21 protein-coding genes are annotated in these 19,692 nt (G+C 66.3%); 13 read left to right on the forward strand and 8 right to left on the reverse strand.

Annotation, left to right across the window (positions count from 1 at the left end):
* Window positions 1-390: 390 nt before the first annotated feature.
* Window positions 391-1,089: a pirin family protein gene (locus ACQY4T_RS23810; RefSeq protein ID WP_428535733.1), complete on the reverse strand. Its 699-nt coding sequence runs from the start codon at window positions 1,087-1,089 to the stop codon at window positions 391-393.
* Between the two features lie 89 nt (window positions 1,090-1,178).
* Here ACQY4T_RS23810 and ACQY4T_RS23815 point away from each other — a divergent pair, with 89 nt between their 5' ends.
* The 6 genes from ACQY4T_RS23815 to ACQY4T_RS23840 all read left to right on the forward strand — a co-directional run bounded on the left by ACQY4T_RS23815 (window position 1,179) and on the right by ACQY4T_RS23840 (window position 7,020).
* Entirely contained in the window at window positions 1,179-1,925 is a 747-nt protein-coding gene (locus tag ACQY4T_RS23815) for a LysR substrate-binding domain-containing protein (RefSeq protein WP_428535735.1), read from the forward strand.
* 45 nt (window positions 1,926-1,970) lie between these two features.
* Complete coding sequence (locus ACQY4T_RS23820; protein ID WP_428535737.1) at window positions 1,971-2,111, forward strand: hypothetical protein; 141 nt, start codon at window positions 1,971-1,973, stop codon at window positions 2,109-2,111.
* Window positions 2,112-2,260: 149 nt separating this feature from the next.
* Window positions 2,261-2,686, forward strand: coding sequence for a (2Fe-2S)-binding protein (locus ACQY4T_RS23825; RefSeq protein ID WP_428535739.1), 426 nt, complete (start codon window positions 2,261-2,263; stop codon window positions 2,684-2,686).
* The gene (locus ACQY4T_RS23830; RefSeq protein ID WP_428535741.1) at window positions 2,683-4,791 is read left to right on the forward strand and encodes a molybdopterin cofactor-binding domain-containing protein; all 2,109 of its coding nucleotides are present in this window, start codon (window positions 2,683-2,685) and stop codon (window positions 4,789-4,791) included. Before ACQY4T_RS23825 ends, ACQY4T_RS23830 begins: the two co-directional genes overlap by 4 nt.
* Window positions 4,792-5,057: 266 nt before the next feature.
* On the forward strand, window positions 5,058-6,329 hold the full coding sequence (locus ACQY4T_RS23835) for an amidase (RefSeq protein ID WP_428535743.1): 1,272 nt from the start codon (window positions 5,058-5,060) through the stop codon (window positions 6,327-6,329).
* Window positions 6,322-7,020, forward strand: coding sequence for a metallophosphoesterase family protein (locus ACQY4T_RS23840; RefSeq protein ID WP_428535745.1), 699 nt, complete (start codon window positions 6,322-6,324; stop codon window positions 7,018-7,020). Before ACQY4T_RS23835 ends, ACQY4T_RS23840 begins: the two co-directional genes overlap by 8 nt.
* A 68-nt stretch (window positions 7,021-7,088) precedes the next feature.
* Here the strand turns inward: ACQY4T_RS23840 and ACQY4T_RS23845 are convergent, their stop codons facing one another.
* Window positions 7,089-7,313, reverse strand: coding sequence for a hypothetical protein (locus tag ACQY4T_RS23845; RefSeq protein ID WP_428535747.1), 225 nt, complete (start codon window positions 7,311-7,313; stop codon window positions 7,089-7,091).
* A 205-nt stretch (window positions 7,314-7,518) separates the two neighbouring features.
* On the opposite strand from ACQY4T_RS23845, the gene ACQY4T_RS23850 reads away from it, so the two are divergent.
* Window positions 7,519-8,598, forward strand: a complete 1,080-nt coding sequence (locus tag ACQY4T_RS23850; protein ID WP_428535749.1) for a branched-chain amino acid aminotransferase — start codon at window positions 7,519-7,521, stop codon at window positions 8,596-8,598.
* A 193-nt stretch (window positions 8,599-8,791) separates the two neighbouring features.
* Here the strand turns inward: ACQY4T_RS23850 and ACQY4T_RS23855 are convergent, their stop codons facing one another.
* Window positions 8,792-9,382 (reverse strand): hypothetical protein, encoded by a 591-nt coding sequence (locus tag ACQY4T_RS23855; RefSeq protein WP_428535751.1) that lies wholly within the window; start codon window positions 9,380-9,382, stop codon window positions 8,792-8,794.
* Between the two features lie 212 nt (window positions 9,383-9,594).
* Between ACQY4T_RS23855 and ACQY4T_RS23860 the strand changes: the two genes are divergently transcribed.
* The 3 genes from ACQY4T_RS23860 (at window position 9,595) to ACQY4T_RS23870 (ending at window position 13,473) form a co-directional block, all read left to right on the forward strand.
* Complete coding sequence (locus ACQY4T_RS23860) at window positions 9,595-11,283, forward strand: NAD(P)/FAD-dependent oxidoreductase (RefSeq protein WP_428535753.1); 1,689 nt, start codon at window positions 9,595-9,597, stop codon at window positions 11,281-11,283.
* A 133-nt stretch (window positions 11,284-11,416) separates the two neighbouring features.
* Window positions 11,417-11,875, forward strand: coding sequence for a MarR family winged helix-turn-helix transcriptional regulator (locus tag ACQY4T_RS23865; RefSeq protein WP_428535755.1), 459 nt, complete (start codon window positions 11,417-11,419; stop codon window positions 11,873-11,875).
* Between the two features lie 101 nt (window positions 11,876-11,976).
* Complete coding sequence (locus ACQY4T_RS23870) at window positions 11,977-13,473, forward strand: DHA2 family efflux MFS transporter permease subunit (protein WP_428543049.1); 1,497 nt, start codon at window positions 11,977-11,979, stop codon at window positions 13,471-13,473.
* A 32-nt stretch (window positions 13,474-13,505) separates the two neighbouring features.
* Here ACQY4T_RS23870 and ACQY4T_RS23875 read toward each other — a convergent pair whose 3' ends face one another.
* Complete coding sequence (locus ACQY4T_RS23875; RefSeq protein ID WP_428535757.1) at window positions 13,506-13,913, reverse strand: hypothetical protein; 408 nt, start codon at window positions 13,911-13,913, stop codon at window positions 13,506-13,508.
* Between the two features lie 67 nt (window positions 13,914-13,980).
* The gene (locus ACQY4T_RS23880) at window positions 13,981-14,826 is read right to left on the reverse strand and encodes a C2 family cysteine protease (RefSeq protein WP_428535759.1); all 846 of its coding nucleotides are present in this window, start codon (window positions 14,824-14,826) and stop codon (window positions 13,981-13,983) included.
* Between the two features lie 209 nt (window positions 14,827-15,035).
* Between ACQY4T_RS23880 and ACQY4T_RS23885 the strand changes: the two genes are divergently transcribed.
* Entirely contained in the window at window positions 15,036-15,578 is a 543-nt protein-coding gene (locus tag ACQY4T_RS23885; protein WP_428535761.1) for an NUDIX domain-containing protein, read from the forward strand.
* 172 nt (window positions 15,579-15,750) lie between these two features.
* Here ACQY4T_RS23885 and ACQY4T_RS23890 read toward each other — a convergent pair whose 3' ends face one another.
* Entirely contained in the window at window positions 15,751-16,272 is a 522-nt protein-coding gene (locus tag ACQY4T_RS23890; RefSeq protein ID WP_428535763.1) for an MOSC domain-containing protein, read from the reverse strand.
* A gap of 160 nt (window positions 16,273-16,432) precedes the next feature.
* Between ACQY4T_RS23890 and aroQ the strand changes: the two genes are divergently transcribed.
* The gene (gene aroQ, locus ACQY4T_RS23895; RefSeq protein ID WP_428535765.1) at window positions 16,433-16,882 is read left to right on the forward strand and encodes a type II 3-dehydroquinate dehydratase; all 450 of its coding nucleotides are present in this window, start codon (window positions 16,433-16,435) and stop codon (window positions 16,880-16,882) included.
* Between the two features lie 141 nt (window positions 16,883-17,023).
* On the forward strand, window positions 17,024-17,677 hold the full coding sequence (gene maiA / locus ACQY4T_RS23900; RefSeq protein ID WP_428535767.1) for a maleylacetoacetate isomerase: 654 nt from the start codon (window positions 17,024-17,026) through the stop codon (window positions 17,675-17,677).
* Between the two features lie 134 nt (window positions 17,678-17,811).
* On the opposite strand, the gene ACQY4T_RS23905 is transcribed toward maiA, so the two are convergent.
* Together ACQY4T_RS23905 and infC are read right to left on the reverse strand one after the other, a co-directional pair.
* Complete coding sequence (locus tag ACQY4T_RS23905; RefSeq protein ID WP_428535769.1) at window positions 17,812-18,885, reverse strand: malate/lactate/ureidoglycolate dehydrogenase; 1,074 nt, start codon at window positions 18,883-18,885, stop codon at window positions 17,812-17,814.
* 237 nt (window positions 18,886-19,122) lie between these two features.
* Window positions 19,123-19,644, reverse strand: a complete 522-nt coding sequence (infC, locus tag ACQY4T_RS23910) for a translation initiation factor IF-3 (RefSeq protein WP_428535771.1) — start codon at window positions 19,642-19,644, stop codon at window positions 19,123-19,125.
* Window positions 19,645-19,692 lie beyond the last annotated feature (48 nt).

Raw genomic sequence — 19,692 nt, forward strand, 5'->3', positions numbered from 1 at the left:
CCGGCCAGACTCCCCAGGTCCACCCCGTGCGGCGACTTCATGGTGACAACGACCGCCGACCACCCCATCGGTCAGCGCGATCGGTCGCTCCAAACCTCCTTTCGGGCGGGCATGGATGCAACGGCCGCCCATCGGCCCGCGTCGCCAGCTCCTGATGAAGCCAAGCAACTCCGCGTTGATCTGCTTCGGCGCGCGTGGTGGGCATGCCGTGCGGCAGGCCAGGCTAGGCTTTCAGCGCGGCACCCGGAGCCAAGCGGCCGAGAGTGGACCGGCGTCGGCGACTAATCGGATATTTCCGTGCCCCCCGCGTGGCGATCGAGGGCATTCCCCCCAGTGGATGCGAATGTCAGCCGATGAAGCCAGACTCTGTTGCCTGCGAACTTCGCCGCACTAGGCGGCGTCGACCAGGACGATTTCCGCGTCGTTGAGCGCGGTGACCCGCAGCACGTCCTCCTCGGCGATGGCCGCACCATCCCGGGCGTCAATATGCACGCCGTTGACCGTGACCGAACCCTTGGCCGGGACCAGGTAGGCGTGCCGTGCCTCACCAAGCCGATACTCGGCGGTCTCGCCCGCCTCCAGCGTCGCACCGAGCACGCGGGCGTCGGCGCGGATCGGCAACGCGTCCCCATCGTCGGCGAAGCCGCTGGCCAGGGTGACGAAGCGGCCCGACCGTTCACCCTTCGGAAACGGCTTGGCGCCCCAGGCGGGCGCGACTCCGTGCGTTGTCGGCTCGATCCAGATCTGAAAGATCGTGGTCGACCCCAGCTCGCGGTTGTATTCAGAGTGGCGCACGCCCGACCCCGCGCTCATCACCTGCACGTCGCCCGCCTCAGTGCGCCCGAGGTTCCCGAGGCTGTCCTGGTGGGTGATCGCGCCCTCCCGCACATAGGTGACGATCTCCATGTCGGCGTGCGGATGGGGCGGAAAGCCCGTGCCGGCGGCGATCGTGTCGTCGTTCCAGACCCGGATCGGGCCCCAGCCCATCCTGGCGGGGTCGTGGTAGCTGGCGAAAGAAAAGTGGTGCTTGGCATTCAGCCAGCCGTGGTCGGCACCGCCAAGTTCCAAAAAGGGTCTGCGTTCAATCATCCGGATTCTCCCAGGAGCGTTCATCGCTCGACCCACGAAACATGCAGACGCGGGACGGGCAATGAAATAGAAACGTCCGCACCTGACCGATGCCGGAATTTATGCGACGCCTGCCCGACTTCGAAGCTTGGGCCATCTTCGCCAAGGTAGCCGAACTTGGCTCGTTCGCCCGCGCGGCCGACCAGCTCGGGCTTTCCAAGCCAACCGTCTCAAAGGCGATCACCCGCCTTGAGGCGCACCTCGGCACCTCGCTCCTGAGCCGCACCTCCCGTCGGCTCTCCCTGACCGAAAGCGGACGCACCTCGCTCGAGCGAGCCACCCGCATCCTGACCGACGGCGAGGCGGCGGAAGCAGAGGCCTTCGCCCAGTCCTCAGCGCCCCGGGGGCGGGTGCGGGTCAGCGCGCCGCTATCGTTCGGTATCGCCTATCTCGGCGCCACGCTGCCCGATTTCCTGCAAACCTACCCCGAGGTCGTGCTCGACCTGGCGCTGAGCGACCGTCAGGTCGACGTGGTCGCCGACGGTTTTGACCTGGCGATCAGGATCGCCAGCCTCCAGGCTTCGACCCTGCTGGTTCGCCGGCTTTGCACCGTGCGCATCCTGCTCGTCGGGGCACCATCCTATTTTCAGCGGCACGGCCGCCCCACCCACCCAGGCCAACTCGTCCAGCACCGGTGCCTGGTCTATTCAGGCGGCGCAACGGGCGGGGTCTGGCGCTTCACTCACCCCGCCATCGGCGAAGTGGTGGTCGAGCCGCCCGCGCAACTATGGGCGGACAACGCTGATCTGCTGACCCCGTCACTTGTCGCCGGACAAGCACTCGCCCTTCAGCCGTAGTTCCTGGTCTGGCGAGAACTGCGCCAAGGCGTGCTCGAGGTCGCGATGCCCGACTGGTCGACCGCAGCGCCCGGGCTACACCTGCTGATGCCGCCCAGCCCGCTGCGCCCCTTGCGGGTACAGGTGCTGGTCGAATACTTGGCGCGATCACTCGCCCTGCCACCCTGGGCCGCCGCTCACGACTGAGTGGCAACGCCGCCCACGACTTTGACGGAACGACCGGGAACGTCCCAGATGATATCCACTCGAGCGTCGCTGGCCGGCTCGCCCATCCGTCGCCCGACAGGGAGAGAAACCGCACCATGCCTATCGACCTGACTGTCAATGAATGTCTCGTGTCCGTTGACGCCGACCCCACCACGCCGCTGCTCGACGTATTGCGCAACCATCTCGATCTGAAAGGCACCCGCTACGGCTGCGGACTGGAACAATGCGGCACCTGCATGGTGTTGATCGACGGCGAAGCGCAGCCGTCCTGCGCCCGCGAGCTCAGTTCCCTCGCCCACCGCCACGTCACCACCATCGAGGGCCTTGGCACCGCGCAAGCCCCGCACAAGCTGCAACGCGCCTTCCTGCAGCAGCAGGCCGGCCAGTGCGGTTACTGCCTGTCCGGCATCATCATCAGCGCCAAGGCGCTGCTCGACCGCAACCCCCGACCCAGCCGAGTCGACATCACCGCCGCGCTAAACCGCAACCTGTGCCGCTGCGGCACCCACACCCGCATCATCGCCGCCGTCCAGCAAGCCGCTGAAATGCCATGAGCGACACCCTGCCACTCAGCATCCTCAACAACCGCCGCATGGACAAATGGCTGCGCTTTCAGCCCGGGGGCACCGTCAAACTCGCCGTCGGCAAGGTGGAGATCGGCCAGGGCGTGCTCACTGCGCTGTCGCAGATCGCCGCCGAGGAACTCGACGTCGCCATCGAGCGCATCGACATCCTGTCCGGCGACACCGACGACGCGCCCGACGAGGGCTCCACCAGCTCCAGCCAGTCGATCGAGGTGTCCGGCCGCTCCGTCCGCCTGGTCAGCGCCGAACTGCGCGCCCGTGTGCTGACCCGCCTGGCCCAGCGGCTGAACTGCTCGCCCGACCAAATCTCGGTCGACGACGGCACCTTCCTGCAGGACGGCAACCCCACCGGCCACGACTACTGGAGTTTCGCCGCGCCCGAGGACTTCGCCGCCGACATCGAAGGTTCGGCGCAGCCAAAGCCCCACACCGCCTACAAACTGGTCGGCCAGCCGGTGCCGCGGCGCGACCTGATCGCCAAAACCACCGGTGCCGCCTTCATCCACGACATCGTCCGCCCCGACATGCTGCACGCCCGCACCCTGCGCCAGCCGTCGCGCGACGCCCGGCTGCGTTCGCTGAACGAAGCGGCGATCCAGAAGGCCGGCGGCGGCCCCATCCGCATCGTCCGCGTCGGTGACTTCGTCGCCTTCGTCTGCTGGGATGAAACCGCCGTCCAGCGCGCCGCCACCGCCGCCCCGGCGCACGCCGAGTGGACCGGGGTGCGCGTGCTGACCCCGGCGCAGCAGGAAGCCGCCTGGTTGCGCGACCAGCCGGCCGACGACCGCCACCTCGGCGATCCCATGCCGCGGTCCGCGACCGGCACGATCGTCAGCGAGATCTACTCCCGTCCCTTCGTCGCGCACGCGGCGCTGGCGCCGTCCTGCGCGCTGGCCGAATATCGCGCCGGCCATCTGTCGATCTGGTCGCACACCCAGGGGGTCTACCCGCTGCGCAACGCTGTCGCCGACATCATCGGCCTGCCGCGCGACCAGGTCAGCGTCCGCCACGCCCACGGCGCCGGCTGCTACGGCCATAACGGCGCCGACGACGCCGCGCTCGACGCCGCGGTGATCGCCCTGCAGATCCCCGATCACTGCATCCGGCTGCAATGGCGCCGCGAGGAGGAATTCGGCTTCGAACCGGTCAGCACCGCCCACATGACGCGCCTGTCGGCCGCGCTCGACGAGGGTGGCCGCCCGACCGACTGGACCGCCGAGGTCTGGGCCGGCTCCCACGTGCAACGCCCAGTGTTCGGCGGCACCATGCTGGCGCATGAGGCGATGCCCAACCCGCCACCGCCGCCCAAGGCCAACGATCCCACCGAGGCCAATGGCGGCGGCGGCACCCGCAACGCCTTCCCGTTATACGACTTCCCGGCCAAGCGGGTGATCCACCACCTCGCACTGACCACGCCGGTGCGCACCTCGTCACTGCGCGGCCTCGGCGCATTGCCCAACGTTTTCGCGCTGGAATGCTTCATCGACGAACTGGCTGAACGCGCCGGCATCGACCCGGTCGACTACCGCCTGTCACTGCTGTCCGACCCCAGGGCCCGACGCTTGATCGAGAATGTCACCGAACGTTGCAACTGGACCAGCCGCGGCCCCGCCGGCAACGGCCGCGGCTTGGGCCTGGCCTGGAGCCGATACAAGAACAAAGCCGCCTACGCCTGCGTCGCGGTCGAACTCGATGTCGACCAGGACATCATCTTGCGTCGCGTCTGGTGCGCCGCCGACGCCGGCCTGGTCATCAACCCCGACGGCGCCCGCAACCAACTGGAGGGCGGCATCGTCCACGCCGCCAGCATGACCCTGAAGGAACAGGTGACGCTGGACGGCGACGGCATCACCTCCCTGGATTGGGACAGCTATCCGATCCTGAAATTCTCCGAGGTGCCGGAAATCGACGTCGCCATCCTGCCCAACCCCGATCTGCCCACGCTGGGAATGGGCGAATGCACCTTCGGGCCCACCGCCGCCGCCATCGGCAACGCCGTCGCCCACGCCCTAGGCGCGCGCATCCGCGACATGCCGCTGACCCGCGAACGGATCGCCGCAGCACTGGTGCGCTGACCCACGATGTTGTCGCCGAGATAACGCGCACCAGCATTCTCACCCGCGGCGGTGCGGCCTCGATCCTCGCATAACTCCGTGATCCTCCGCCTGCTCCGTGTGCAACCATAACAAACCCGAAACGGCTCCGCCGTCACCGAGGTGGCTCCGATCAAGCCCTGGGGAGCTCACAAGCCCCCACCAAAACCATCGACCACCCCGTTGCGCCGGCAGTTGACGCGCCACACCATGCCGGTGTTGCGTTGCGTCAAACAGGAGCACCATCGATGTCGAGCGACCTCATCACCCTGTCCGCAGTCGCCGCCGCACGCATGATCCAGGATGGGCGGCTTAGCATGTCGGACTTGCTGGATGCCTACCTCGACCGCATCGCCAGCCGCGATCCCACCGTCCGCGCCTTCGCCCACTTCGATCCCGCCCAGGCCCGAGCCGCGGCAGCCGCGACGAAACCCGGCCCCCTCCAAGGGATCCCCATCGGCGTCAAGGACGTGCTCGACACCGCCGACATGCCCAGCCAGTACGGCTCCCCGATCTGGGCCAACCACCGCCCGAAAGCCGACGCCGCCCCCGTCGCCTGGGCCCGCGCCGCCGGCGCCATCGTCATCGGCAAAACCGTCACCACCGAGTTCGCCACGCGCAAACCCGGCGCCACCACCAACCCGGTTAATCCCGCCCATACCCCGGGCGGCTCCTCCTCGGGGTCGGCCGCCGGTGTCGCCGCAGGGATGTTCCCGCTGGCCTACGGCACGCAGACCGCCGGCAGCGTCATTCGCCCCGCCGCCTATTGCGGAGTCGTCGGCTACAAACCGACCTACGGCCTGATCAACCGCAATGGCATGAAGATCATGTCCGACAGCCTAGACACGGTCGGAGTCATCGCTCGCGGCGTCGCCGACTGCGCGCTGTTCGCCGCCGCCGTGTCCGGCCGAGACCTGGGCGATCCCGACGCCAGGCCGGCAACGACGCCGCGCATCGGCATCTGCCATTCCCCGGCCTGGGACCTCGCCGCGCCGGAAACCCAGGCGCTGCTGGCCCGCGTCACCGAGGCCCTCAGCCGAGCCGGCGCCCAGGTCAGCCAACGCGAACTGCCCGCCAGGTTCAACCAACTTGTCGAAGCCCATCCCATCATCATGAACAGCGAAAGCGCCCGCGCCCTGGGCTGGGAACTGGCGCGCCACCCCGACCAGATCAGCGAAGGCCTGCGCGAACGGCTGGCATTCGGCCTCAATCAGCCGCCGGCGGCACTCGAACAAGCCTACCATGTGTTCGAAACCACCCAGCGCGGCTTCCCCGACGCGATCGAGGGACTAGACGTACTGGTCACGCCGTCCGCACCCGGCGAGGCTCCAAGCGGCCTGGAATGGACCGGTGACCCAGCGTTCAACCTGATCTGGACCTCGCTGCACGTCCCCTGCGTCACCGTCCCCGCCGGCAGCGGCCCGAACGGCCTGCCGCTGGGGATCCAGATCGTCGGCCGCCAGGGCGGCGACAAAGCCGTGCTGGCCTGGGCGCGCTGGGTGGAGGCGGCGATTGCATGACCCGGCGACGATCCTGTTCGCCGGCGACCCGCACCGCAATTTCACCCCGATCCTGCGCGCCTGCCTGGAGCATTCCCCCAGCACCCTGATCCTGGTCGGCGACTGCGACTGCCCGGCGCCGCTATCGCGCTTGCTGGCGCCGGCGATCGAACGCGGCTGGGACGCGCGCTGGATCCTCGGCAATCATGATACCGAGACCGAGGCCGCCTACGACAACCTGACCAGCCATCAAGGCGATCTAGGTCTCTGTGTGACCAGCATCGAGGGCCTGCGCATCGGCGGCCTGCCCGGAGTGTTCAAACCCAGGGTCTGGCAACCCGACGAACCGCCAAGCTACCCAACCCGAGCCGCGTTCCAGGCGGCCTTGCGGCCGAACGAAGCGTGGCGCGGCGGCCTGCCGCTGTTCCACCGCGATACGATATTTCCTGAGGATTTCGACCGCCTCGCCGCCCTCGGCTGCGACATCCTGGTGTCGCACGAAGCGCCATCCAGCCATCCGAATGGGTTCGCCGTCATCGATGCCCTCGCCGCGGCGTGCGGCGCCACGCTGATTGTGCACGGTCATCACCACCAGTCCTACCGTGCCGTGCTGCCGAACGCGGTCCATGTCCGCGGCCTGGGGCTGGCGGAGCCGTGGCTGCTTGGGGGCAGACGGAACAAGTCGAACCGAAACGCGGGATCAGGAATGTGACAAAGCCTGGCTTACGTTCACGATCCCTTGTTCATCCGAGAACTCCGCTGGGCGACCGGCTTAGGTCATCAGGCATCGCTTTGCGTTTCCAGGGCACGCACGCGGTTGGCAAGGCGGCTGTGTTGTGAGTGGATCGCACGCACCTCGGTCAGCAGTGCGGTCTGCGTGCCGTCAAGGCGCATGGTGATGGCGGTCAGCACAGTTATGTCGTCACGCAAGCCGCCGACATCGGTCAGAAGCTGCTTGAGCTGGTGGCCAATTAGACTGAGGTCTGGGCCCGGTGTGTCGCTCATGGCGGGAATTGCTTATTTGGCACCGGCTGAGCATAAACTGACCATACCGGATTAGCAACTGGTTCTTCGCTCAGCCGTTTCCGCTCCCGTCTGGCCGGCGTGGACGCCGACGCATGGCGGGCGATCAAACCGGGCATTGGTTTTCACCGTCATGGTATCGTAGTGTTCGGCCGCTCGACCCGTCCCCCCCACCTACGAGACAGACGTGAACCAGATCGCAATTACCCGAACCGCCGCCCCCCAGCAGACCCCGGCCGACGAAACGCTGGCGTTCGGCAGGGTGTTCTCCGACCACATGTTCCTGATGAACTACGAAACTGGCAAGGGCTGGCACAACCCCCGGATCGAGCCGTATCGCCCGTTCACCCTCGACCCCGCGACCTGCGTGCTGCACTACGGCCAGGCGATCTTCGACGGGCTGAAGGCGTTCCGCGGCGCCGACGGCCGCGTCCGGCTGTTCCGCCTGCCCGATCACGCCCGCCGGCTCAACACCTCGGCGCGCTATCTCTGCATCCCCGAACTCGACCCGGCGATGGTCGAGCAATCGATCCGCGCCCTGGTCGAGGTCGACCAGCGCTGGGTGCCGTCGCTGCCGGGCACCTCGCTCTATATCCGCCCGACGGTGATCGCCACCGAGACCTTTCTGGGGGTGCATCCGTCGGACAGCTATTTGTACTACGTGATCGTCGGCCCGGTCGGCGCGTATTACAAAGAGGGCATGAATCCGGTCAGCATCCTGGCCTCCGACACCCATGTCCGAGCCGTGCAGGGCGGTCTGGGCGCGGCCAAGACGATGGCCAATTATGCGGCCTCGCTGTTCGGCGCCCAAGCGGCCGACAAGGCCGGCTACACCCAGGTGCTGTGGCTCGACGGAGCCGAACACAAATACCTCGATGAGGTCGGCACCATGAACATCATGCTGAAGATCGGCGACGAGGTGATCACCCCGGCACTCAACGGCGCCATCCTGGCCGGCATCACCCGCGATTCGGTGTTGACGCTGCTGCGCGACTGGGGCCTGCCTGTGTCGGAACGCCCGATCGCCATCGATGAGGTGCTGGCCGCCGCCCGCGCCGGCACGCTGGAGATGTGGGGCACCGGCACCGCGGCGGTGATCTCTCCGGTCGGCGAACTGGGTCACAAGGGTGAGCGCTACACCATCAACGGCGGGCGCACCGGGGCGCTGACCCAGAAGCTATACGACACCATCGTCGGTATCCAATACGGCACCGCCGCCGACCCGCACGGCTGGGCCCGCCCGCTTGGCAACCGGCTGGGCGGATAGGCGACCGCGAGCCCGGCATCGCAGATGACCTGGCGTCGTTTGTCATTCGCTGGCTGGGCAGCCAGTCGTTTGTCACTCGCTGGCTGAGCAGTTATCTGTGGCCGAAGCCTGCGACGCCCGACCTCGCGGTGCCGAAACGGCGGCAAATGTGGCCGCTTCTAAGGGCTGCCACTGACACGATGGTCACAAACGATCAGTCGTCGGCAGTCGCGCCGACCAATGCCCATAGTTCCATGTCACCGTCCGCGGTCCCGTGGCGTTCGGGTGGCAACCCGTCCCGATCATCATTCTCGACCAAGCCATCCGGATCGAGGGGAAGCGGTTCGCTGGCGACGCCAAAGTGTGTTTTCCGCTTGATGGCCTCGACGACCCGCCATTCCTTCACGCTGAGGCCGACGACCGGGCCGCCTAACCTGCGCCTCAGATTAGCCATGACGTTCTCTTCCAGCGAGGAAACCCTCCCATCGCCGGTGGCGTAACGAATGACTGCGGCCAACTCCGCGATCTCCGCGCCTCGCAAATATACGAACGGCGCATCTGAGAATGCTCTCTCAAGGATTGCTTCGGTCGTATCGCGCTGCTTTTTCGACAGCCGGACCATGGGCGCTCGGAGAATGCTCCGAATACTTTGCAGGAAGTCGACCGCTTCGATTCTGAGACGCCACCGCCGCTCACCGGTGAGCACGTAATCAATCTGTCCGCGCAGTTGTCCCGCGGCCTTCTTTGTCAAAGTCGCCTTGCGAACGCCGCGCGGCTTGGCCGGCTCTAATTCGATCGTGATCATCCACAACCCCTTGTGGACGATGCGGGCTGTTTTTCTCGATTCGTCAAGACATTGGATTGGTTGGCCCAGCTTTGCCCACAGAGTTATGCCGATTCCGGCCGGCGCACCGCCGAACTGCAATCCCACACTGCGTCCAAATGTAGATGCTCGTGATGCGTCCCCGATCGAACGACGCGTATCGACAGGCGCCAGTCTTCACCTAGAACCACCCCATGCTCCGCCTGACCGAACTCAAGCTACCGCTCGACCATCCTGCCGACGCGCTGCGCAACGCGGTGCTGAGCCGCCTCGCCATCCCGCCAGATGACCTGCTGAGCCTGGCCACCGCCCGCCGGGGCTACGACGCCCGGCGCCGCTCCCGCATCAGCTTGGTCTACGCCGTCGATGTGGCCCTACGCGACGAAGCGGCCAGCCTGGCTCACCACGCCGCCGACCCCCGGGTCCGTCGCACTCCCGATACCTCCTACCGCCCCCCAGTCACCGCCGCACCCAAACGCTTCCTACCCAAACGCCCGGTCGTCATCGGCACCGGCCCGTGCGGCCTGCTCGCAGGTCTCACCCTGGCTCAGCTTGGCTTCAACCCCCTCATCCTGGAACGCGGCAAGCCGGTCCGCGAGCGCACCGGCGACACCTGGGGCCTGTGGCGCCGCGGCAGCCTCGATCCCGAATCCAATGTGCAGTTCGGCGAGGGCGGCGCCGGCACCTTCTCGGACGGCAAGCTGTATTCCGGCATCAAGGACCCCCGCCACCTCGGCCGCCGCCTGCTCCAGGCTTTCGTCGAGGCCGGCGCGCCGGAAGACATCCTCACTGCCAGCAAACCCCATATCGGCACCTTCCGCCTGGTCACCGTGGTGGAAGGGTTGCGCGCCAAGATCCAGGCGCTTGGCGGCGAATACCGTTTCTCGGCCCGCGTCGAGGACATCCAGCTTGACCGCCACCGCCAGATTCGCGGCCTGACGCTGGCCGGTGGGGAGCAGATCGAGGCCGACGCCGTCATCCTGGCGATCGGGCACAGCGCCCGCGACAGCTTCGCCATGTTGCACCGACGCGGCGTCCGCATCGAGGCCAAGCCGTTCTCCATCGGCGCCCGCATCGAGCATCCCCAGGCGCTGATCGATCGCGCCCGGTTTGGTGCATTCGCCGGCCACAAACAACTGGGTCCGGCCGACTACAAGCTGGTGCATCATGCCGCCAATGGCCGCTCGGTTTACAGCTTCTGCATGTGCCCCGGCGGGCGGGTGGTCGCGGCAACCTCCGAACCCGGCTGCGTCGCCACCAACGGCATGAGCCAATATTCCCGCGCCGAGTTCAACGCCAATGCCGGCATCGTGGTCGGCCTCACCCCAAGGGACTGCGCAACGGACTATGCGGCGGACCATGGCGCGGAAGGCGACCCGCTGGCCGGCATCGGGTTTCAGCGCCACTGGGAACGCCGGGCGTTCGACGCCGGCGGCGCCGCCTATGCCGCGCCGGCCCAACTTGTCGGCGACCTGCTGGCCGGCCGAGCCTCGGTGCAATTAGGCGAGGTGGCACCGTCATACCAACCCGGCATAAAACCGGCCGACCTCGCCGCCTGCCTGCCCGGCTTCGCCATCGAGGCGATCCGCCAGGCGCTCGGTCGGTTCGCCCACGACATCCCCGGCTTTGCCATGCACGACGCGGTGCTGACCGGGGTGGAGACGCGGACCTCCTCGCCGATCCGCATCGTCCGCGGCACCGACGGCCAAAGCCTGAACACCCAAGGTCTGTTTCCCGCCGGCGAGGGCGCGGGCTACGCCGGCGGCATCCTGTCCGCCGGGGTTGACGGGATCAGGATCGCCGAGGCGGTGGCCTGCCGGTTGCTTGGCATACCGTTGGCGGAGCGGATGACCCGGGCACCGGGGGCGGTCGCCTACGGATAGAGGCCTCGCCTCTTATCGCGCATGACGGGCCAATATTGCCGCCCGGCTAGCGTCCGAAAGCAATCAATTGGCTCCGCTGTTGCGGCCAATCGATGGTGTACCATATAATGCCAAGCCAGCTAAAGGGCCCGCAATGAACATGCGTGAGCAACAGCTTCGTGACGGTTTCGCCAGCCTCATCGCCCGCTCCGCTCGGCAGTGGCGGCGCGCTGTGGACCGCCGCCTGCAGCCGTTCGGACTCACCGAGGCGACCTGGCTGCCGCTGATCCACCTCGCCCGCGCCCCGGCCCCGGTGCGCCAGAAGGATCTCGCCGGTTCGCTCGTGCTCGATGGATCCTCCGTCGTGCGGCTGCTCGACGCACTTGAAGCGGCCGGCCTGATCGAGCGGCGCGAAGAAAGCGGCGATCGCCGAGCCAAGACCATCAGCGTGACCGAACGCGGACTGTCGATCATCGATCGGGTCGAATCCGCCTCACGCGAGGTACGCACCGCCACCTTCGTCGGGCTGTCGCTTGACGATATCGAGGCCGCCACCCGCGCACTTGAACTGGTCTGCCGGAATCTCGCGAAACAGCAGGGCACCGAGGAGTGAGCGCGTCCAGCGCCGACCCCGATACCAGGCCGCGGGCAAGCCCGCCCAGGACCGCTCCCCCCGCACCTCCGCTTGCCGGCCTGACCCCGGGTCACCGGCTGGTGATAACGATATGCACCATCATGGCGACGCTAATGCAGTCGCTCGACAGCACCATCGCCAATGTCGCGCTGCCCTACATGCAGGGCACCATGTCGGCCAGCCAGGAAGAGATCAACTGGGTGCTGACCAGCTACATCGTGGCAGCCGCGATCATGACCACGCCCACCGGCTTCCTCGCCGCAAGGTTCGGCCGCACACGGCTGTTCGTGATCGCCGTCGTCGGCTTCACCCTGGCCTCGATCCTGTGCGGCCTGGCCGAGTCGTTGAACGAGATCGTGCTATTCCGAGTGCTGCAGGGCATGTGCGGCGCCGCCCTGGTACCCCTGTCACAGTCGGTGATGTTCGACATCTATCCGATCGAGCAACGCGGCAAGGCGATGGCGCTGTGGACCATGGGGGTCATGATCGGGCCGATTTTCGGCCCAATCCTCGGCGGTTGGCTGACCGAGAACTATAGCTGGCGCTGGGTATTCTACATCAACGTCCCGTTCGGTGTGGTGACCGCGATTGGATTGCTGACCTTCCTGAAAGAAACGTCATACGGCAAATCGGTCCGCCTCGACTGGATCGGCTTCGCCACGCTCAGCCTGGCGATCGGCGCGTTTCAGACCATGCTCGACCGCGGCGAGACGCTGGACTGGTTCGGTTCCGCTGAAATCATCGTGGAAGCATTCCTGGCCGGTATCGGCCTGTATTTGTTCCTCGTGCAATTTTTCCTGGCACCGAAACCGTTTCTGTCGCCCAAACTGTTCACTGACCGGAATTTTGTCGTCGGCATCACCCTGTATTTCACCATGGGGTTGATCATGTATGCGACGCTGGCGCTGCTGGCGCCCTATCTGCAGACATTGATGGACTATCCGGTGGTGACCGCCGGTGTCGTGCTGGCGCCACGAGGCGCCGGACTGATGCTGGCCGCATTGGTCTGCGGACGCCTGATCGGCAAGATCAGCGCCCGCGCACTGGTCGGCTTCGGCTTCGCCACCGGTGCCTACGCACTGCACCTGATGACCGGCTGGACCCCCGCCGTGTCGGAATGGACCATGGTCAGCGTCGGCTTTCTGCAAGGCCTCAGCATCGGCTTCCTGACCATCCCGATCAATATCATCACATTCGCGACCTTGCCGTCGGTGCTGCGGACCGAAGCGGCCGGCATCTACAGCCTGATGCGCAATCTGGGCAGCGCCATCGGCATTTCGGTGACCGGCGCGCTGCTGGCGACCAATACGCAGGTCAATCATGCCATCATCGCCGGCGGGGTGACCCCGTTCAATCGCGCGCTGCAAGCCCCTGCCGTCGCGCGATACTGGAACCCGCTGTCGGTTCGCGGCGCCACGGCGCTCAACCACGAGATCACACGCCAGTCGCAAATCATCGCCTACATCGATGACTTCAAGCTAATGCTGATCCTGGCCATCGTGGTGCTGCCGCTGTTGCTGCTGACCCGTCCGCCCCAACGGGCGGTGAAGCCGGCGGCGTCGAGATCAACGGACTGATCGCCGCAGCGGCTGACCTCCGTCTCAGGGCACTAATTGTAGGATATTCGCTGCCGCTCAGGGTCCGCAACCATAGCGGGCGGCACCCCGCTGACCCACATCGCGGCCATGATCCAAAGTTCTTGCTCGAGCCGTGCGCGCCCCGTCGCCCACAGGTGCCATCGGAACGAAGCGGGATCGATGGCGAGCTCCGGAGCACCGCCTCGCACCTGCAGAAAGGCAGCAACCGTTCGCTGCCGCTCGACCCAGACCTTGTGCGTGGCGGGAAGGTCCACGATCAAGGCTTGGAACGCCGGATAGTCGGCTTCGTCAATCCAAGGCAGGGCAACAGCTTCCAACTCGACCTCCGGTAACCGAGGGCCGCAGTTTTTCGCGGAACGCAGGTTGAAGTCGAGAAAAAGTTGCAGCGGTAATTGGAAAGTTATCGCAAAAATAGACATGACGATTCTCGGGTCCGGGGCGAAACCATCCGCCGGAGTGTAGCTTTTGTCCCCCGGCAGGCGATTTTCAGCCCACGTGTCCAACGTCGATTTGCACGATCCCGCCCTGCGCAAGCTGGGTCAGCGGTATCGCCGACGGCTGATCCAGCCCCCAGGGGTTGAGCAACTGCACGCTGGCCGCCGTCCCGCTGCCGGTCAATGTGTCGAACATGTAGCAATGACCGGCGACGAGGCCATAGGGCAGTGGCCCGGTCGATGACGTGTCCATGGCAATCAGGTCTCGCGCCGCGACGAATTGCTGCAGCGACGCGAAGCTCAGCGCCGCCGGTGCGATGGCGGTCGCGGCGTGCCCGGTCAGTTCCTCCATCGCCAGCACCGGATAGCCGCCGTCGGCAATCGCGGCATAGCCGCCGTTCAGCGTCGCGACCGCTTTCTCCACCACCTGAGGCCAGATCTCCTTCTGCTGGGCGAACACGTCCTGGGTCGGGCCATTGTTGACCGATGCCGCGGAAAAGCTGTCGTCGACGGTCACCGCGGCAGCCTTGAAGCCGACACTGCCCAATACTGGCAGGCCCCCACTCTGGTCGGTGTAGAGGGTTACGGTCTGGGTGCCGTTGCCGTTGTCGTGGATCATGCCGGTGATCGAAGTCGGATGGAACAAGGCTGCCTCGCCCAATGGCGAAAGCAGGAAGCAGTCGCCAAGCTGCCCCTGGTTGATATCGAACACACTGACCGGGGCGGCGGTGCCCGTCTCGGTCAGATACATCCTCGGCGTGGGGGCGGCGGATGCGGTAGCCGCCAGCGAGGTCGCGATCGGGTCAACCGACAAGCCGGGCAGCGAACCGGCATCCGTATCGGCTGACCCGGAAACACCATCATCCTGCAAGTGGCGCGCATGCATTCCGGTTGTCATGGCCACACCCCTTCAGGATCGGAACTGGTATCGCATCAATGACTCAAGGAACAAATAGCGAACAACGATCCTTGCATGCTTTTTGTGAAGTATTCTGGGCGTTTGATTATGGCGATATGAAAACTGACCGTTATGACGCCGAACGTCAAACGCGCCGCTGCCGCCTGTGCTATCAGGCGTCCCGGCAACCACACCGGCAGCGCGATACGATGACCAACCCCTACACCACCCTTTCCAGCCGGATCGCCTATCAGAACCGCTGGACGCGGATCCGCGAAGACCGCATCCGCCGCCCCGACGGGTCCGACGGGCTCTACGGCGTGGTCGAGCGATCCGACTTCGCGGTGATCGCGCCGTGGCAGGACGGCCGGCTGACCCTGGTGCAGCAATACCGCTATCCGGTCGGCACCCGGGTATGGGAGTTCCCGATGGGCATGTGGGAGCAGGCGTCCGACATCGACCCGATGCGCCTGGCGGCAGGCGAACTGCGGGAGGAAACCGGGCTGACCGCCAAGACCATGGTCCATGCCGGGCAAATCTTCCAGGGCCCCGGCTACTGCAACCAACGCGGCCACATCTTCCTGGCAACCGACCTGACCCAGGGTGAACCCGATCGCGAGCCGACCGAACAGGACATGGTGTGCCGGAGCTTCACGCTGGCCGAGTTCGAAGCAATGATCGGCGACGGAACGCTGCAAGAGGCAATGACGATCGCGGCGTTCGGGCTGCTGCGAATCAAGCGTTTGCTGTAATCACCGGCGCACCGCCCGGTCGCCCCGCCAAGGCCGCCACGCCATCGCGTCGCCTGCCCAAACGCGACCGCGGTCCGCATGCATCGACGGCAAACCCGGCTCCGTAGCGCGCTGCCGTCCCAGCACAACGTCGGTCCGCACCGCCGTATCGCATCACCGTCCCGGCGCAACGTCAGTCCGCCTCATCGCACCGCCGTATCGCGTCGCCGAGATCCACGCGTCCGGCGCGGACGATCCGTGCGGTCATCCCACCATGGCCGCGCACCGCGTTGTAGCCGCCGACACCCAGCACCTGCTCCATGCGCGAGCAGGGATGGCATTCGCCGGTCGCCTCCAGCAGCGCCGACCCCAGGCTGAACCGCCGCCCCTTCAGTGCATGCAGGTTGATGCCCGACACCACGACGTTGCGACGCAACAGGTCCGGCTCGATCGGCCCGATGCCCAGGTAGGCGCCGATTGCGGCGATGTGTTCGGCTTGGATCAGCGTGACCTGCCGGGCACGACTGGCGCGGCCCTGGTAGTGGTCGCCGATCAGGCCGAGATCGGGGTCGAGTTCGGCCCGCGAAACGGCGATCAGCCCCTGCCGCCGTGCCGGCCGCAAACCGATCCAGGCAACCACGCCCGGACGCATCGGCGCATTCAGCAGTCGTCCGAGCGGTGAGCATGGCTTCAGCCCGCCGATATCCCTGTTCATGCCGCAACCACCGCTCCCATGCACGACCGCACCCGCGACCCGCTGGCCGCGCTTCCGTCCGACTTGCCGCCGCGCGATAGTGATCCTATCGAAGCCCGCAACATGATCAGGCTGAACGGACCGCCCCGCGCGGCCATCATGCGACGCAAGGAACTGCCCGATGAGCCGCCTTGTCTACGTCCTGAACGGCCCAAACCTCAACCTTTTGGGCAAGCGCCAGCCGCACATCTATGGCCATGAGACGCTCGCGGACATCGAGCGCGAGTGCCGCGCGCTCGCCACCGAACTCAAGCTCGAACTGCGCTTCTTTCAGAGCAACCGGGAATACGAGCTGATCGACTGGATCCACCAGGCACGTGATGCCGCCGGGGCCATCGTCATCAACCCGGCGGCGTTCACGCACACCTCGGTGGCGATCCTGGACGCGCTGAACAGCTTCGACCCGCCGGTGATCGAGGTCCACATCTCCAACGTGCACAAACGCGAGGAATTCCGTCACCATTCCTTCGTATCCAGCCGCGCCGACGGCGTGATCGCCGGATTCGGCACCCAGGGCTATCTGCTGGCGCTGCGCCGGGTCGCCCGTCTGATCGACGCGAAGGCCGCATAGGCCGCCCCCCCGGCGAGGGTGACCCCAAAGGCTGACATCGGCGCGATGTCCGCCGCGCGATGCCAGGACGGATTTGCGCCCGCCCACCACCCGGTGTTACGCCCCACGCCGCCGCTTCACCGCCCATCCAGGAGCCCGCCGATGATCAAGATGTACGGCTTCTGGCGTTCCGCCGCCTCGTTCCGGGTCCGGATCGCCCTGAACTTGAAGGGTCTGGCGTTCCAGGAGGAAATGATCGACCTCGACACCGGCGAGCAGAACGCCCCCGCCTACCGCGCGGTCAACCCGCAGGCCGCGGTGCCGACGGTGATCTTCGATGGCGGACCACGGCTGACGCAGTCGCTGGCGATCCTGGAATACCTGGAGGAGACGCATCCCTCACCTGCCTTGTTGCCGCCCGGTCCCACAGCCCGGGCGCGGGTGCGATCGCTCGCGCTGCTATGGGCGGCGGACCATCATCCGTTGATCGTGCCACGCATCCGCAGCTACCTCGCCGACGTCCTGCGCCAGGACGAGGCCTCGCGTGCCGCCTGGATCCGGCACTGGTTCCGTGAAGGGCTGGCGATCGGCGAACAACGCCTCGCCGGCGACCCCGAGACCGGCGCCTACTGCCATGGCGACGCCCCGACGATCGCCGATCTCTGCCTGTTCAGCCAGGCGATCGGCGCACGCGGCTTCGGCGTTGATTTCTCCGATCTGGGAGTGGTCAGCCGGATCGTCGAAACATGCATGTTGCGAGACGAATTCGCCCGCTCCGTGCCGTTGCGTCAGCCAGGCGCGCCGGCGCGCCATTGAACCGGAAACGGCTGCCGCACCGCCCGCCCAGACGCGGACCAAATTGACCCGCCGATCCGAAATCTCGCGCAGCGACCACCCCTTCGGCTTGACCCCGACGCAACCACAATCACTCGATCGGACGGGACGAAATCCTATCCCCGGTTGGCCCCGACCGTCTGATCGAACTCCGCGGCCGAGATACCCAACGTCTCGGCGGCCGCCCGAATGTCCCGCCAGGTGACGTCGTCCACCTCGATGCCCTGTTCGGCACGCACTGCGGCATGGCGCTGTTCAGGTTCGCCGGGGGTCAGCACCTCATTGAAGCCAGGCGCCGGACGGGCGGATTTGACGTGCGACTTCACCGCCTGGACGTTGGCCGCGATCGCTGCCGGATCACCCAGCTTCGAAACGTCGATCAGCGTCGCCAGCATCGAGTTCAGCACGCCGCCCTTGGCATCGTTGAACGCGCCCTGCCCGCCAGCCACGGCGGAGGCCATGATCTCGCACATCACCGCCAGCCCCGACCCTTTATGCGTGCCGAATGCACGCAATGCGCCGGTGTGGTCGCGGATGAAGCCGGCGGGATCGTTGGTCGGGTTGCCGCTGGCATCGATCAGGCAGCCGTCGGCAACGCTCACCCCTTTGTTGAAGGCCACGCGCGCCTTGCCGGCGGCGATCGTGGTGGTCGCCATGTCCAGCATCACCGCCGGCCCGTTCGGCCCAGGCACGGCGGCGCAAAACGGATTGGTGCCCAACCTCGGTTCCGCCGCTGCCCAAGTCGCCTGCACATCGTGATGATCGGCCACGTTGACGAAGGCGGTAAATGCGCATCCCTCCGACGCCGCGAGTTCGGCGTAGGTGCCGATGCGGCCGATATGGGAGGAATTTCGCAACGCCAGCACGCACGCGCCGAGTTCTTTCGCTCGGGCGATGGCGCGGCGGACGGCGTCGGCCGCCATGCGCTGCCCGTAGCCGCGGCGCGCATCGATCACCAGCACCGCCCCGGCATCGAGCACGATGTCGGGACTCTGATTGGGCACCAGCAGGCCGTCGCGCAGCAGACGCACATAGGTCGGGATCATCCCGACCCCATGGCTGTCGTGGCCCGCCAGGTTGGCTCGGACCAGATGGTCGGCGACCTGCGCGGCTTCTGCCTCCTCGCTGCCCATGCGGCGGGCGATCAGGTGGGTCAGGGCTTTCAACGCATGAGGTGGAAGCGTCGGCATGGCGGGGCTTTCAGGTAGGTCGATGAACCCCGAACGGCCCGCTCTTCACGGTCTGGCAGCTCGGGCTGGTGGCAACGCCGTCGCTTACCAAGGCGATGGTGACGGAAAATCGCGGATCACCGATCCAGGCCCAATAACGAGACGGGGATGATGGGAATGAACAGCACGCGATGTCCCGGCAAGTCAGCAAAAGACGTGGCGGACGGAAAGCCGGGTCAGGCCGCCGACGCGACGCGATCACCGCGGCGACAGCACCATGACCATCTGACGGTTCTCCATCCGCGGCATCTGTTCCACCTTGGATGTCGTGTCCATCTCGGATCGGATGCGTTCCAGCACCCGCACGCCGATGTCCTGGTGGGCCATTTCGCGGCCACGGAAGCGTAGCGTCACCTTGACCTTGTCGCCTTCATCAATGAACGACTTCATGGCGCGCATTTTCACCTGATAGTCGTTCTCGTCGATGTTCGGACGAACCTTGATCTCCTTGATTTCGATGACCTTCTGCTTTTTCTTGGCCTCGTTCCGCTTTTTTTGCTGTTCGTATTTGAACTTGCCGAAATCCAGGATCTTGCAGACCGGCGGATCGGCGTTCGGGCTGATCTCCACCAGGTCGAGGCCGACCGCGAAGGCCCGCTGGATGGCCTCCCTGGCGGTCAGCACGCCCTGCATTTCACCATCCTGATCGATCAGGCGAACCTGCGGGATGCGGATTTCCTCGTTCACGCGGGGGCCGTCGCGGGTTGGCGGGGCGGCCATTGGTCCTCTGGCTATTGCTCTCTCCTGTGTCTGTTACAGCGATCGGTG

It is taken from the genome of Rhodopila sp. (genome assembly GCF_965277825.1).
In the GTDB taxonomy this organism is placed as follows: domain Bacteria; phylum Pseudomonadota; class Alphaproteobacteria; order Acetobacterales; family Acetobacteraceae; genus Rhodopila.

Coding starts and splice junctions, on each gene's coding strand:
- ACQY4T_RS23845 (WP_428535747.1), bottom strand. CDS start 7,313: ATGAGCGACACACCGGGCCCAGACCTCAGTCTAATTGGCCACCAGCTC.
- ACQY4T_RS23860 (WP_428535753.1), top strand. CDS start 9,595: ATGCTCCGCCTGACCGAACTCAAGCTACCGCTCGACCATCCTGCCGAC.
- maiA (WP_428535767.1), top strand. CDS start 17,024: ATGATCAAGATGTACGGCTTCTGGCGTTCCGCCGCCTCGTTCCGGGTC.
- ACQY4T_RS23835 (WP_428535743.1), top strand. CDS start 5,058: ATGTCGAGCGACCTCATCACCCTGTCCGCAGTCGCCGCCGCACGCATG.
- ACQY4T_RS23855 (WP_428535751.1), bottom strand. CDS start 9,382: ATGATCACGATCGAATTAGAGCCGGCCAAGCCGCGCGGCGTTCGCAAG.
- ACQY4T_RS23830 (WP_428535741.1), top strand. CDS start 2,683: ATGAGCGACACCCTGCCACTCAGCATCCTCAACAACCGCCGCATGGAC.
- ACQY4T_RS23905 (WP_428535769.1), bottom strand. CDS start 18,885: ATGCCGACGCTTCCACCTCATGCGTTGAAAGCCCTGACCCACCTGATC.
- aroQ (WP_428535765.1), top strand. CDS start 16,433: ATGAGCCGCCTTGTCTACGTCCTGAACGGCCCAAACCTCAACCTTTTG.
- ACQY4T_RS23875 (WP_428535757.1), bottom strand. CDS start 13,913: ATGTCTATTTTTGCGATAACTTTCCAATTACCGCTGCAACTTTTTCTC.
- ACQY4T_RS23880 (WP_428535759.1), bottom strand. CDS start 14,826: ATGACAACCGGAATGCATGCGCGCCACTTGCAGGATGATGGTGTTTCC.
- ACQY4T_RS23865 (WP_428535755.1), top strand. CDS start 11,417: ATGAACATGCGTGAGCAACAGCTTCGTGACGGTTTCGCCAGCCTCATC.
- ACQY4T_RS23810 (WP_428535733.1), bottom strand. CDS start 1,089: ATGATTGAACGCAGACCCTTTTTGGAACTTGGCGGTGCCGACCACGGC.
- ACQY4T_RS23815 (WP_428535735.1), top strand. CDS start 1,179: ATGCCGGAATTTATGCGACGCCTGCCCGACTTCGAAGCTTGGGCCATC.
- ACQY4T_RS23820 (WP_428535737.1), top strand. CDS start 1,971: ATGCCCGACTGGTCGACCGCAGCGCCCGGGCTACACCTGCTGATGCCG.
- infC (WP_428535771.1), bottom strand. CDS start 19,644: ATGGCCGCCCCGCCAACCCGCGACGGCCCCCGCGTGAACGAGGAAATC.
- ACQY4T_RS23890 (WP_428535763.1), bottom strand. CDS start 16,272: ATGAACAGGGATATCGGCGGGCTGAAGCCATGCTCACCGCTCGGACGA.
- ACQY4T_RS23885 (WP_428535761.1), top strand. CDS start 15,036: ATGACCAACCCCTACACCACCCTTTCCAGCCGGATCGCCTATCAGAAC.